The 11,912-nt window shown below is 63.0% G+C and carries 12 protein-coding genes and 1 riboswitch; of the genes, 7 read left to right on the top strand and 5 right to left on the bottom strand.

What is annotated here, in order from left to right; all coding sequences use genetic code 11:
- Nucleotides 1–68: 68 nt before the first annotated feature.
- The gene (locus tag ACTZWY_RS07270) at nucleotides 69–1,049 is read right to left on the bottom strand and encodes a metal ABC transporter solute-binding protein, Zn/Mn family (protein ID WP_444790031.1); all 981 of its coding nucleotides are present in this window, start codon (nucleotides 1,047–1,049) and stop codon (nucleotides 69–71) included.
- Nucleotides 1,050–1,231: 182 nt separating this feature from the next.
- Between ACTZWY_RS07270 and pcaD the strand changes: the two genes are divergently transcribed.
- From pcaD to ACTZWY_RS07240, 6 genes are all read left to right on the top strand, one after another.
- Entirely contained in the window at nucleotides 1,232–2,017 is a 786-nt protein-coding gene (pcaD, locus tag ACTZWY_RS07265; RefSeq protein ID WP_444790030.1) for a 3-oxoadipate enol-lactonase, read from the top strand.
- A complete protein-coding gene (gene pcaC / locus ACTZWY_RS07260; protein WP_444790029.1) occupies nucleotides 2,014–2,400 on the top strand; it encodes a 4-carboxymuconolactone decarboxylase in 387 nt (128 codons plus the stop codon). The genes pcaD and pcaC overlap by 4 nt, the downstream gene beginning before the upstream one ends.
- Nucleotides 2,393–3,118 carry a protocatechuate 3,4-dioxygenase subunit beta gene (gene pcaH, locus ACTZWY_RS07255; RefSeq protein WP_444790028.1) on the top strand — a complete coding sequence of 242 codons (726 nt, stop codon included), beginning with the start codon at nucleotides 2,393–2,395 and terminating at the stop codon, nucleotides 3,116–3,118. The genes pcaC and pcaH overlap by 8 nt, the downstream gene beginning before the upstream one ends.
- A gap of 2 nt (nucleotides 3,119–3,120) precedes the next feature.
- Entirely contained in the window at nucleotides 3,121–3,720 is a 600-nt protein-coding gene (pcaG, locus tag ACTZWY_RS07250) for a protocatechuate 3,4-dioxygenase subunit alpha (RefSeq protein ID WP_444790027.1), read from the top strand.
- Nucleotides 3,721–3,801: 81 nt separating this feature from the next.
- Nucleotides 3,802–4,635, top strand: a complete 834-nt coding sequence (locus ACTZWY_RS07245; protein WP_444790026.1) for a 3-keto-5-aminohexanoate cleavage protein — start codon at nucleotides 3,802–3,804, stop codon at nucleotides 4,633–4,635.
- Entirely contained in the window at nucleotides 4,590–5,960 is a 1,371-nt protein-coding gene (locus tag ACTZWY_RS07240; RefSeq protein WP_444790025.1) for a lyase family protein, read from the top strand. The genes ACTZWY_RS07245 and ACTZWY_RS07240 overlap by 46 nt, the downstream gene beginning before the upstream one ends.
- A gap of 40 nt (nucleotides 5,961–6,000) precedes the next feature.
- On the opposite strand, the gene thiQ is transcribed toward ACTZWY_RS07240, so the two are convergent.
- Genes thiQ through ACTZWY_RS07225 form a run of 3 tightly spaced genes read right to left on the bottom strand, consistent with a single transcriptional unit; the run spans nucleotide 6,001 to nucleotide 9,225 of the window.
- Nucleotides 6,001–6,693 (bottom strand): thiamine ABC transporter ATP-binding protein, encoded by a 693-nt coding sequence (gene thiQ, locus ACTZWY_RS07235; RefSeq protein ID WP_444790024.1) that lies wholly within the window; start codon nucleotides 6,691–6,693, stop codon nucleotides 6,001–6,003.
- Nucleotides 6,680–8,251, bottom strand: coding sequence for a thiamine/thiamine pyrophosphate ABC transporter permease ThiP (locus ACTZWY_RS07230; protein ID WP_444790023.1), 1,572 nt, complete (start codon nucleotides 8,249–8,251; stop codon nucleotides 6,680–6,682). Before ACTZWY_RS07230 ends, thiQ begins: the two co-directional genes overlap by 14 nt.
- On the bottom strand, nucleotides 8,248–9,225 hold the full coding sequence (locus tag ACTZWY_RS07225; RefSeq protein WP_444790022.1) for a thiamine ABC transporter substrate-binding protein: 978 nt from the start codon (nucleotides 9,223–9,225) through the stop codon (nucleotides 8,248–8,250). The genes ACTZWY_RS07230 and ACTZWY_RS07225 overlap by 4 nt, the downstream gene beginning before the upstream one ends.
- Nucleotides 9,226–9,268: 43 nt before the next feature.
- Nucleotides 9,269–9,372, bottom strand: a riboswitch (TPP riboswitch).
- Between the two features lie 90 nt (nucleotides 9,373–9,462).
- Here ACTZWY_RS07225 and aroC point away from each other — a divergent pair.
- Nucleotides 9,463–10,581, top strand: a complete 1,119-nt coding sequence (aroC, locus tag ACTZWY_RS07220) for a chorismate synthase (RefSeq protein ID WP_444790021.1) — start codon at nucleotides 9,463–9,465, stop codon at nucleotides 10,579–10,581.
- 464 nt (nucleotides 10,582–11,045) lie between these two features.
- Here aroC and ACTZWY_RS07215 read toward each other — a convergent pair whose 3' ends face one another.
- Complete coding sequence (locus ACTZWY_RS07215) at nucleotides 11,046–11,900, bottom strand: hypothetical protein (protein ID WP_444790020.1); 855 nt, start codon at nucleotides 11,898–11,900, stop codon at nucleotides 11,046–11,048.
- Nucleotides 11,901–11,912 lie beyond the last annotated feature (12 nt).

Below are 11,912 nucleotides of genomic sequence, written 5' to 3'. Positions count from 1 at the left end.
GTCTTTCCTAAGGCGGCGTGTTGCAGCCCGGTGTGGCCTGCAACGCCATTGCACATAGCACAGGCACATCACTGTGCCATATCCCATGTTTCGGCCCAATCGCGCAACAGGTCCGGCAGCGGGGGCACTGTGCCGCCAAGGGCGTGCGCGATGGTGGCCGTGTTGTGTCGGATCATCCCGATATAAGTGCCTTCGGCTGTGCCGACGTCGCCCATCGCGTCGGAATACAGCGCCCCCCCAAGGGTGACATCATGGCCCAGCGACTGCGCCTCTGCAATCAGGGCGTCAATGGTGCGCGGGTTCAGCGTGGTTTCCACAAACACCGCAGGCACGCTGTTTTCCACCACAAATGCCGCGACATTCCGAATGTCGCCTATGCTGGCCTCGGATGTGGTGCTTAGCCCTTCGATGGCTTCTGATGCTTCAATCCCGTAAGCATTGGAATAATAGGCGAAGGCGTCATGTGCCGTGACCAGCATGCGCTGTTGCACTGGTATGGTCGCAATGGTTTCTTCAACCCAGTCATGCAAGGCGTCCAGCTGGGCTGTATATTGCGCAAGATTGTCCTGAATGCCCTGTTGGCAGGCGGGCCGCAAACGGGTGATTTCATCTGCGATAACCGGGGCAATCTTCATCCAGCGGCTGACATCCATCCATAGATGGGGGTCCAGCGTTCCGGGCGCGTCGGGGTCCGCCAGAAGGTCGGCGCTGTCGAATGTGGCTGCGACCAGCCCGATGGTGGGCGTGCGGTCCGCGAAATTCTGCAGCACGCCTGCAAGCCGTTCTTCCAGCGCGGCATCCACATAGAAGATAAGTTCCGCGCTTGCCAGCGCCTGCACATCGCGCGGGGTGGCTGAATAATCATGCGGGTCGGTGCCTGCACCGATCAGCGTGGACACTGTGGCGCAAGGGCCTGCAACATTTTGCGCCACATCAGCGATCATTCCAATGGTGGCCAGAACGTTCAAGGGGGCATCTTCTGCCATTGCGCGCGGCCCAAGGCCCAAGGCCAGTGCAAGGGTGGTGGCAAAAGCAACGGGGCGGTGCATGTGGTAATCCTGATTGGTTTCGGTATGCCTGCAGTATATGTAAATGATAATCATTCGCAATAAAAATCTTCAAGTAGCGGCTCGGCATGTTGGTCTTGGTTTGATACATAAATAACCCAAGGGTTATGAATTATGCCAAAAATTATAATTTTATCCGACGCGCAGATGTGTAAAATGAGCGCATGAAAACGGTTACTCACAATAACATCACCCTGCATGTCCATGATGATGGTCCCCGCGATGCTTTGCCCGTGGTGTTTGCCAATTCATTGGGCACGGATTTACGGGTGTGGGATGCTGTCGTGCCGCTGTTGCCTGACGGGCTGCGCCTGATCCGCTATGACAAGCGCGGGCATGGCTTGTCAGACGCGCCGCCCGCCCCCTATGCCATGGAGGATCTGGTGGCCGATGCCGCCGCAATTCTGGATCAGTTGGGCGTTGCCAACGCGGTTGTCATCGGCCTGTCCATTGGCGGGATGATTGCGCAGGGGCTGGCCCATGCGCGCCCTGATCTGGTGCGCGCGATTGTGCTGATGGACACTGCCGCGCGGATTGGCCCCGCGCAAATGTGGCAAGACCGCATTCAGGCCGTGCAGGAAAACGGCATTGCGCCCCTTGCTGACGGGGTCATGGCGCGCTGGTTCGCGCCCGCCTTTCACCGCGACAAACCCGCAGAACTGGCGCTGTGGCGCAATATGCTGTGCCGAACCACGCAAGCGGGATACGCGGGGTGTTGCGCGGCCATCGCAGGGGCGGACCTGACCGAAACTACCCGCGCGCTGGACCTGCCCGCCCTGGCCATGGCTGGCAGCCAGGACGGCGCAACCCCGCCGGACCTGGTTCATGCCACCGCCGCGCTGATGGACGCGCCCTTCCACCTGATTGACGGGGCAGGGCACCTGCCCTGTGTGGAATCGCCCGCGCAGGTGGCCGCATTGATCACAGCCTTCCTGAAGGAGATAGCATGACAAACCGTTATGAGGCCGGAATGGCCGTGCGCCGCAGTGTTTTGGGGGATGCCCATGTCGACCGCGCCGAAGCGGCCCGCACGGAACTGGACACGCCCTTCCAGACGCTGATTACCGAAGGCGCATGGGGCACTGTCTGGGCGTCCGATGCAATAACCCGCCGCGAACGGTCCATGCTGACATTGGCATTGCTGGCCGCGACTGGCAATTTTGAAGAAATACCGATGCATATCCGCGCCACTGCGCAAACCGGCGCAACCGCGCGCGATGTGATGGAAGCGTTCCAGCATGTGGCAATCTATGCGGGCGTTCCGCGTGCAAACCATGCGATAAAACTGGCGAAAGCCACCTTTGCCGAAATGGAGGCGGCAGACAATGCTTGATGGACCATTGATTCCGCGCAACCGCGCAATACACCCCGACCCCTATGATCCGGACTACAAGACCAGCGTGGCGCGGTCCCCCAACCTGCCGCTTTTGTCGCTGGATTCAACCCCGTCGGAAGAAACCGGCCCAGCTTTCGGGCATGGGCGGTTTGGCGCGCTGGACAACAACCTGATCCTGAACTGGACGCGCGGCGCGGCCCCGGCTGTGGGCGAACGTATCCTGATGTATGGGCGGGTTCTGGACGAACACGGGCGTGCCGTGCCCAACACGCTTGTCGAAATCTGGCAAGCCAACGCGGGCGGGCGCTACCGCCACAAAAAAGACGGCTATCTGGCCCCGCTGGACCCCAATTTTGGCGGTTGCGGACGCACCCTGACCGATGAGCAGGGGCGCTACCAGTTCCTGACCATCCGCCCCGGTGCCTATCCCTGGCCCAATCGTGGGAATGATTGGCGGCCGATGCATATTCACATTTCGGTTTTCGGCCACAGCTTTGGCCAGCGCCTGATCACCCAGATGTATTTCGAGGGGGACCCGCTGATCCCGCTTTGCCCGATTGCCGCCACCATCAAGAACCGTGCGCAACTGGACCGGTTGGTGGCCCCGCTGGATATGGCAGCGTCCAAGCCGCTGGATTATCTGGCCTATAAATTCGACATTGTGCTGCGTGGCCGCCGCCAAAGCATGTTCGAGAACAAACCGGAGGGGATGTAATCATGGTTCAGAAACTTGACATGCTGCAGGAAACCCCGTCGCAGACCGCTGGCCCCTATGTGCATATCGGCATGATGCCCACCTATGCGGGCAACGCTGAAACCTTCGACGAGGAATTTGGTACAAGCCCCATTGCGGACGGCGCACAAGGCGAGGTGATCGAGATTACCGGCTCCGTCTATGATGGGACAGGCTGGGCCATGCGCGACGCGCTGATCGAAAGCTGGCAGGCAGACGCACAGGGGAAATTCGCAGGTCAGGCCGGTGCCGACCCCAATGTGTCGGGGTTTTGCAGGTTCGCGGCAGATGCGGAAACTGGTGAATTCTGTCTGCGGACAGTCAAACCCGGCCCTGTTGCCACCCGTGACGGAACCCTGCAAGCGCCCCATATCGCGCTGTGGATTGTTGCGCGCGGTATCAATATCGGGCTGCAAACCCGCATCTATTTCGAAGATGAGGATAACGCCAAAGACCCCATTCTGGCGCGCATTGAACAGCGCCCCCGTGTGGACACGCTGATTGCCAAAAAGACCGGGCCGGGGCAATATCGGTTTGATATCCGCTTGCAGGGCGCAGGCGAAACCGTGTTTCTGGACATGTGATGAAACACGCCCCCCGCCCGTGTCCTGCTGGGCCGCGGGCGGGGGGCAAGACTGCCGCATGCGAAAAGGACAATAGCCGCCATGACAAACCCTTGCATCATCGCTGTGGCCATCACCGGCTCGGTGCCCACCAAGGCCGCCAACCCTGCGGTGCCTGTGACGATTTCCGAACAGGTCGAAAGCACGCAAGAAGCGTTTGAAGCGGGTGCGACCATCGCGCATTGCCATGTGCGCAACGATGATGAAACCCCGTCATCAGACCCCGAAAAATTCGCACGCCTGAAAGAAGGGCTGGAAAAGCACTGCCCGGGCATGATTATCCAGTTGTCCACGGGCGGGCGTTCGGGGGCGGGGCAGGCGCGCGGCGGCATGTTGCCCCTGCGCCCCGACATGGCGTCGCTGTCCGTTGGGTCGAACAATTTTCCCACGCGTGTGTATGAAAACCCGCCCGATCTGGTGGATTGGCTGGCGTCTGAAATGCTGAAATATGACGTCATGCCCGAGATTGAGGCATTTGACCTGTCACATATCATTCAGGCCGCGAAAATGGCAGGCGACGGGCGGTTGAAGCATCCGCTCTATGTTCAATTCGTTATGGGTGTGAAAAACGCCATGATCGCGGATGAACGTATTCTGGACATCTATATCGAAACGCTGAAACGCTTTGCGCCCGATGCGCTGTGGTGTGCGGCGGGCATTGGTCCCAACCAGATTGTGGTCAATGAATGGGCCATTGCGCGCGGTGGCCATACCCGCACCGGACTGGAAGACAACGTTCGGCTGGACCGAAACCGCCTTGCCCCGTCCAATGCGGCGCTGGTGTCGCGGACTGCGGCGTTATGCGCGAAATATGATCGTCCGGTGGCCACATGGCAACAGGCGCGCGACATCCTGAACCTGCCCTTGCGCACATGACCCCCAGCCCGTTTGACAGCGCAGTTCTTGGCCCCTTGATGGGCGACGCGCAGGCCGCAGACATCCTGTCAGAGGCGCGCTTTGTCGCACATATGGTCACGGTGGAAGCCGCGCTTGCGCGTGCTTGCGGTGCGGTCGGGCTTATCCCGCCGGACGTGGCCGCGCGGCTGTCGGACGCGTTGGCGCACACCCATGTCGACCCGTGCATATTGGGCATGGGCACTGCGGCAGCCGGTGTGCCGGTGCCCGCACTGGTCAAGCAGTTGCAGGCAGGGCTGGGGCCGGACGGGCAGTTCTTGCACTGGGGTGCGACCAGTCAGGATATTGTCGATTGCGCGCATGTGCTGCAATGGCGCGACATGCTGGACATGCTGGCCGCGCGGGTTGGGCAACTGCTGGACGCGCTGCGCCAGGCCAGTGATGCCCATTCTGATACGCTGATGGCGGGGCGCACGCGCAGTCAGGTGGCGACACCTATCAGTTTTGGACTGCGTATCGCCACTTGGGCGCAACCGTTGATGGCGCTGGAAGCGGCCTTGCCGGACATGCGCGCGCGGCTGCTGCGTGTGCAGTTCGGCGGCGCATCAGGGTCTGCCAGCGCTGTGGGCACGCATGGCGCGGCGCTGTCTGCGGAACTGGCGCGCGAACTGGGTCTGGCAGATGCGCCTTGCTGGCATACGGACCGCATGGCCATCATGGGGCTTGGGGGCTGGCTGGCGGGCGTTTCGGCCGCGCTGGCAAAAGCGGCGCGCGATCTGGTCACCCTTGGCCGGTCCGAAATAGCGGAAGCCCGCGCAGGCACTGGCGGCGGATCATCCACCATGCCGCAAAAGTCCAACCCTGTCGGGGCCGAAGCCATCATCACCCTGGCCGGTTGGACGGCCTGTTTGCAACCGGCCCTGACCGGCGCGGCCAGCCCGCTGGAAGAACGCGACGGGGCAGCCTGGGCGCTGGAATGGCTGGCCTTGCCGCAAATGGGCGTTGCCACTGCAGCAGCGTTGCGCCACGCGCTGGACCTGATCACCAGCCTGACGGCAGACCCCGCGCGCATGGCTGCGCAGCTTGACGCCGGGCATGGTGCCGCATTGGCCGAAGCCGCAAGTTTCGCACTGGCCGCCCATATGCCCCGCCCTGATGCGCAAAATCTGGTCAAGGACGCGCTTGCGCGTGCGAAGGCCTACGACATCACATTGCCGCAGGCGCTGGACCGGATGGACGGATCGCGGGATTTGGCCAACTGGTCTGTGGACCTTTCGGCGCAGGCCCAGCTTGCCGCGTCCGAAACAATGCGCCAGCGCATTTTTGCACAACGCGGGAAAATCTAGCCACAGGCCCGCGCGCGCGCCCCGCGATGGTCTGGCGCGACTATCCCAGATAGGCGCGCAGTGCCGGTGGCGGGTTGTCCAGCAGGTCCGCTGTGGGAAAAGGGCCGTTGGCCTGCCCGTCGGCCACCAGAATGGTCTGTTCGGCAATGGCCCGCGCATCGCCCACGTCATGGGTGACCATCAACAGCGTGGCGTTGGTTTGCGCGCATATATCGGCGACAAGCGCCAGCATTTCGGCCTTCAGGGCGGGGCCAAGCGCGGCAAAGGGTTCGTCCAGCACCAAAAGCGGGCGCGCGCGCAGCAGAACCCGCGCCAGCGCCACGCGCCCTTGTTGCCCGCCCGACAGTTGCGCAGGCTTGCGCGCCCCAAAGCCCGCCAAGCCCACACGCGCCAGCACTGCGTTAATTTGTTCCTGTTCGCGCGCGCTGACCCGCAGTGACGGCTTCAGCCCCAGCGCGACATTGGCAAACACAGTCAGATGCGCAAACAGGTTGTTATCCTGAAACAACGTCGAGATGGGCCTGCGCGACGGGGCGTGCGCGGTCATGTCCTGCCCATTCCATGTGACCCGCCCCGATGCGATGGGCACAAACCCCGCGATGGCCCCCAGCAAGGTAGATTTCCCCGCCCCCGAAGGGCCAATCACGGCGGTTCGCGTGCCTGCATCAAGGCGCAGATCGGCCGTCAGCGTGAAATCGTCTTGTCGCACTGTCACGGTGTCAAGTGCCAGCATGGCGGCGCCCCCATGTGTCAAAAACCCAAAACAACGCAAGGCTGGCCCCCAGCAAGACCAGCGCGGCGCCTGCGGCGTCATCCAGGCGGTAGGCACTCATCAAGCGATACAGCTGCATGGGCAGGGTCGCGCCTTCGCGTTCGGCAAACAGCATGATGACGCCCAGATCCCCCATCGAAAGTGCCGCCGTCAACCCTGCTGCAAACCCCAACGGGCGGCGCAGGCGGGGCAGGGTGACAATACGCAACCGCGCCACGCCATGCAGCCCCAGCGCATCGCACAGCCTGCCATGCGTTGCCACTGTGTCGCGCAGCGCGGGCAGAATCAGCCGCAACGCGAAGGGCATTGCCATTCCCGCATTCACCAGCATCGTGACCAGAAGCGCGAAATCGCGCGGGTTGGCCAAGGGCTGGATCAGCAAGAACAACCCCGTTCCGATGACCAGCGGCGATGCGGCCAGCGCGGCCAGCCCCAACCATTCCAGCACTGCGCCCGCGCGCAGGGCAACCACCGCATGCGCCAAGGCCAGCGTCATGGCCAATGTCACGCCCGTGGCCCCCAGCGCCACACTCAGCGACCGGCCCGCCGCGTGCCATATTTCGGGGGGCAGGCCCGCGACATACGGCACCCCCCGCAAGCTGATCATGCCAAGCGGCACCAGCAAAAACAGCGCCCCCGCCCCAATCAGTGCGCTGTCCCACAGCCGCAACCCTGCGCTGCCGGTGTCAAACCGTTGCACTGGCCTGTCCAGCCCCCCGCCCAGTGCCTGCGGCAGGGCCACGCGCCACGCCACCACCCCCGCCACAGCGCAAATTGCGAATTGCACCAGCGCCAGCATTGCCGCGCGCCCCATGTCATAGTCAAACCGGAACGCCTGATAGATTGCCAGTTCCACAGTCGTGGCGCGTGGCCCTCCGCCCATGGTCAGGGCCACTGAAAAACTGGTCAGGCAGATCAGGAAAATAACCAGCGCCGCGCCGGGCAAAAGCGCGCGCAGCATGGGGGCTTCAAGGTGGAGGAACGTGTCGCGGGGTGTGAAACCCAGGCTTGCGGCCAGCCGGAACCGTTCGGCGGGAATGGCGGCCCAGCCCTGCAACAGAATGCGCGTGGCCAGCGGCAGGTTATAGAACACATGCGCCAGCACAACGCCATGCAGCCCGAAAATGTTGAACCGCGCCAGCCCTGCCCAGTCCAGCCCCTGATTGATGATCCCGGACCGGCCAAACACCGCCAGCAACCCCAGCACCGCCACCAATGTGGGCAGAATGAACGGTGCCCCCATCAGCGTGATCAACACGCCCCGCCCCCTGAACTGCCGCCGCGCCAGCGCGCGCGCAATGGGCACGGCCAGCCCCACCGACAGGGCCGCCGATAATACCGCCTGAACCAGCGTGAACCGCACCGCTGCCCAGTCTGCGCCGCGCAAGGCGCTGAACCCTTCGGCACGCAGGGCAACTGCCCCCAGGGCCCCGAAATTCAGCACCAGCAGCCACGCGGCCACGGCCCCACCCGCAAGCAAGGTGACCAGTCGCGCGGACCGGGCGGCGTCGCGGGTCACCGCGTCATGCCATCCAGCCAATGCGCAAGGGCGGGGGCGCGGCGGTCATCGGCCATGTCCTCGGTCAGGAAAATGGCCTGTTCGGGCAGCGGCAAATCGCGGAACACCTGCGGCCAGTCATCGCGCGCCAAGGCCGACGGGTAGGACCAGTTTGCCAGCGCAATCATCGACTGGAAGTCCCGCGACAGGATGTAGTCCATGAACTGCCGCGCCAGGTCGGGCTGTGCCGCGCCTGCCAGAACGCCCGCCGCTTCGGCAATGAAATAATGCCCTTCGTCGAAAATGGCGGCGGCTTTGGTGTCGTCATCTTCTTCGGCAATATGATAGGCGGGGGATGTGGTGTAGCTGAGCACCATGTCGGCCTCGCCATCAGTGAACATGCCATAAGCCTCGGACCAGCCGGCGGTGACGGTGACTGTCTTGGCGGCCAGGTTCTGCCAGATCGCGCGCGCCTCATCGCCATACAGATGGTCCACCCACAACATCAGCGCAAGCCCCGCCCCCGACGACCGCGGGTCTTGCCAGATGACCGAAATATCATCACGTTCAATCAGTTCGGCAAAACTGGATGGCGGGTTCTCCAGCCGTGTGCGGTCATAGACGAAGGCCGCATAGGACCAGTTGAAGGGGATGAATATGTCATCGCTCCAGTCAACAGGCACGGTCAGCGGGGCCAGATCCTGCCCATGGGGGGCAAACAGCCCCGATTGGCGCGCGCGCAGCACTTCATCCGTGCCAAGGCCCATGACGACATCGGCTTGCAGGCGTGCCCCTTCCAGCATCAGGCGGGGCAGAACGTCGCCTGTGCGATATTCCAGCGTACAATCACAGCGGGCCTCGAACCCTTGCTTGATGGCAGGCCCCGGTCCCCAGCTGGACCCGAAATAGTCAGGCGCCAGAACAGTCAATGTGTCGGCCTGCGCGGGGGCTGTCATGGCCAGAACAGCAACTGCCGCGAAATGGAAACGTGCCATTCGTTCACTCTCCTGTTGTCACGACGGGCGAGGATTGAAACGGGGGGCAAACCCGCACCTTCCCTCCGCCGGTGTTAACCGGTTCAGGTTCAACGGGTCCGCGCATGTCGCATCTCAGCTTGCAAGCAAGCCCCCCGAGGTATGACATCACTTAGGGGTTTTCGCCCCATCGGGCAAGGGCAGTGCTTGAGCCTTGCGCGCCTTCCCGCTAAGGGTTTCCCCAAAGGAGTGCCGCCCATGAGCTATAACAGTTTTGGCCATCTGTTCCGTGTGACAACCTGGGGCGAAAGCCATGGTCCCGCCCTTGGGGCCACTGTGGACGGCTGCCCCCCCGGCGTGGCGCTGGATGCCGCCATGTTGCAGCACTGGCTGGACAAACGCAAACCCGGCCAAAGCCGCCACACAACGCAGCGGCGCGAACCTGATGAGGTGGAGATTCTTTCAGGCGTCTATGACGGGCACACCACCGGCACGCCCATTCAACTGATGATCCGCAATGTGGACCAGCGGTCCAAGGATTACGGCAATATCCTTGACACTTTCCGCCCCGGCCATGCCGATATCACCTATTTCCAGAAATATGGGCTGCGCGACCCGCGCGGGGGCGGGCGGTCCTCGGCGCGCGAAACGGCAGCGCGGGTGGCGGCGGGCGGTGTGGCGCGGGCCGCGCTGGCGGCATTGGTGCCGGGGCTGACCATTGCGGGATATATGGTGCAGATGGGGCCGCATGTGATTGACCGCGCGCGGTTCGATCTGGCTGAAATTGCGCGCAACCCCTTCTGGGTGCCCGACGCGCAGGCCGCGCAGGACTGGGCGCAGGCGCTGGACCAGATCCGTAAGGACGGCAATTCTGTGGGCGCAGTCGTGGAAGTGGTGGCCACAGGGGCACCGGCAGGGCTGGGCGCGCCGATCTATGCCAAGCTGGACACTGAACTGGCGGCAGCGATGATGTCCATCAACGCGGTCAAGGGCGTGGAAATCGGCGCAGGCATGGGGGCCGCCACCTTGACCGGCGTTGAAAATGCCGATGAAATCGAAATGGGGCCAGACGGGCCGCGCTACCGGTCCAACAAGGCGGGTGGCATTCTGGGCGGAATATCGACCGGGCAGGATATTGTCGTGCGATTTGCGGTGAAGCCCACATCGTCCATCCACACGCCGCGCGCATCTGTCACGCGCACGGGCGACCCCACAGATGTGGTCACCAAGGGGCGTCATGACCCTTGTGTGGGCATTCGCGCCGTCCCTGTGGGTGAGGCGATGATGGCATGCGTTTTGCTGGACCATCTGCTGATGCAGCGTGCGCAGACCGGGGCGCTTGGCCCCGTTGGGCAGATTGGTCCGGCGGGGCAGTAGCTTTTGCCAATGGCCTGGGGGGCAAACACGCCTTTGGCAGACGGAACTGTCCTTTTGCGGACATTGGGAATGCCCCGGCGCGGAATCAAGGCCGCAGGCCGCCGCGCCATCGGCGGGCCGTCCCGCGGCCTGCCGATGACCTGAAGGCGTGCCAAGCGTTTGATGTCAGGAATATGCCGCGTGGATAAAGTGCGTCCCCTATAACGCCGGATCGGCAAACCCCGGCCCGCCGATAGCGCGTGCTATGTCCAAGTGCGAAGGGCAGCTTCAGGCCATAACGCCGCCATCAATGACGCTGTTTAACGTGTGTCCGCGTTCATTGGCATTCACGCGACTCACACAACCCGTTGGTGGCCGCGTATTCTTGCGCGCAAAGCCGGGTCCCACTTTTGCGCGTCACGTTCCAATCCCGATATGGTCAGCTTTGCGACAGTTTATGCCCCGTGCCCTGTCTTGCACCGTGGTTACCCCCCAGCGGGCTTTGCTTCCGGGGCCTGCGCCAGCACATCTGCAACAAGCTGTTGCAGCCAGCGCGCCAGTTCCGGTTCGGGCGTGGGCGTGCGTCCCAAACCTGGCGGCACGTCCAGCGGACTGCGGCCGTAAATAACCGCATAATGCGCCAAGGCCATGACATAGGCCCCAAGATCATTGACATGAATATCATCCCGAAACAGCGCATCCATGCTGGCCAGTCCGGGCGCAGTGCCCGCCGCAATGGCGTCATAGAGCGCTGTCATCAGGCGCGGGCCGGGAATCATGACCATTTCGGGCATGCCATCTGGGCGGTGGCGGTTCACATGGTCGCGGATTTCCAGCCAGCGCGCCTGTTCCACCTGCAGCCGGTCACGAAACGGAATATGCCCCTCCGAAGTGTCATCGCCTGACCCCGGCCCTGTGTCGCGCGTGACCCAGGTTGCATATAGCACTGTGCGCGCGCCGTTTTCCCATGCATGGCGCGCCCATTTCAGCGCTTCATCCGCTGAATTGTGATACCCCATGGTGTTCAGCAACGGCACGCGTTCGGTCAGCACCAGCAGGTCGTAATTTCCCATCGCGCTGCGGGCATCCACGGGTTGGGCAGTGTTGTTCCAGCGCCAGTCCATCGGGCTGCCGGGAATGGTGGAGCGGTCAATGACCGCCCCGCGCCCGCCAGTGGCTTGGACCATGGGGCGCAGCATGTCGGGGATGGGGTCGGTCAGTGAATGGCCCGACATGACAACGCGCGCATCAAGCGCCATATCCGCAAATGCGGGACCCTGCGCGATGGACAGCCAAAGCGCGACCAGCCCGACACCCAGTTTTCGCATCACAGCCTTCATTCCCGATGCCCC

Origin of the sequence: Roseinatronobacter sp. NSM (assembly GCF_052379845.1) — a bacterium.
In the GTDB taxonomy this organism is placed as follows: domain Bacteria; phylum Pseudomonadota; class Alphaproteobacteria; order Rhodobacterales; family Rhodobacteraceae; genus Roseinatronobacter.
Note: the sequence above shows the minus strand (reverse complement) of the source record. Positions and strands in the feature narration are given on the sequence as shown.

What these genes read in the sequence shown, in the direction of transcription:
- ACTZWY_RS07270 (WP_444790031.1), bottom strand. Translation starts at nt 1,049, where the DNA reads ATGCACCGCCCCGTTGCTTTTGCCACCACCCTTGCACTGGCCTTGGGC.
- pcaD (WP_444790030.1), top strand. Translation starts at nt 1,232, where the DNA reads ATGAAAACGGTTACTCACAATAACATCACCCTGCATGTCCATGATGAT.
- pcaC (WP_444790029.1), top strand. Translation starts at nt 2,014, where the DNA reads ATGACAAACCGTTATGAGGCCGGAATGGCCGTGCGCCGCAGTGTTTTG.
- pcaH (WP_444790028.1), top strand. Translation starts at nt 2,393, where the DNA reads ATGCTTGATGGACCATTGATTCCGCGCAACCGCGCAATACACCCCGAC.
- pcaG (WP_444790027.1), top strand. Translation starts at nt 3,121, where the DNA reads ATGGTTCAGAAACTTGACATGCTGCAGGAAACCCCGTCGCAGACCGCT.
- ACTZWY_RS07245 (WP_444790026.1), top strand. Translation starts at nt 3,802, where the DNA reads ATGACAAACCCTTGCATCATCGCTGTGGCCATCACCGGCTCGGTGCCC.
- ACTZWY_RS07240 (WP_444790025.1), top strand. Translation starts at nt 4,590, where the DNA reads ATGGCAACAGGCGCGCGACATCCTGAACCTGCCCTTGCGCACATGACC.
- thiQ (WP_444790024.1), bottom strand. Translation starts at nt 6,693, where the DNA reads ATGCTGGCACTTGACACCGTGACAGTGCGACAAGACGATTTCACGCTG.
- ACTZWY_RS07225 (WP_444790022.1), bottom strand. Translation starts at nt 9,225, where the DNA reads ATGGCACGTTTCCATTTCGCGGCAGTTGCTGTTCTGGCCATGACAGCC.
- aroC (WP_444790021.1), top strand. Translation starts at nt 9,463, where the DNA reads ATGAGCTATAACAGTTTTGGCCATCTGTTCCGTGTGACAACCTGGGGC.
- ACTZWY_RS07215 (WP_444790020.1), bottom strand. Translation starts at nt 11,900, where the DNA reads ATGAAGGCTGTGATGCGAAAACTGGGTGTCGGGCTGGTCGCGCTTTGG.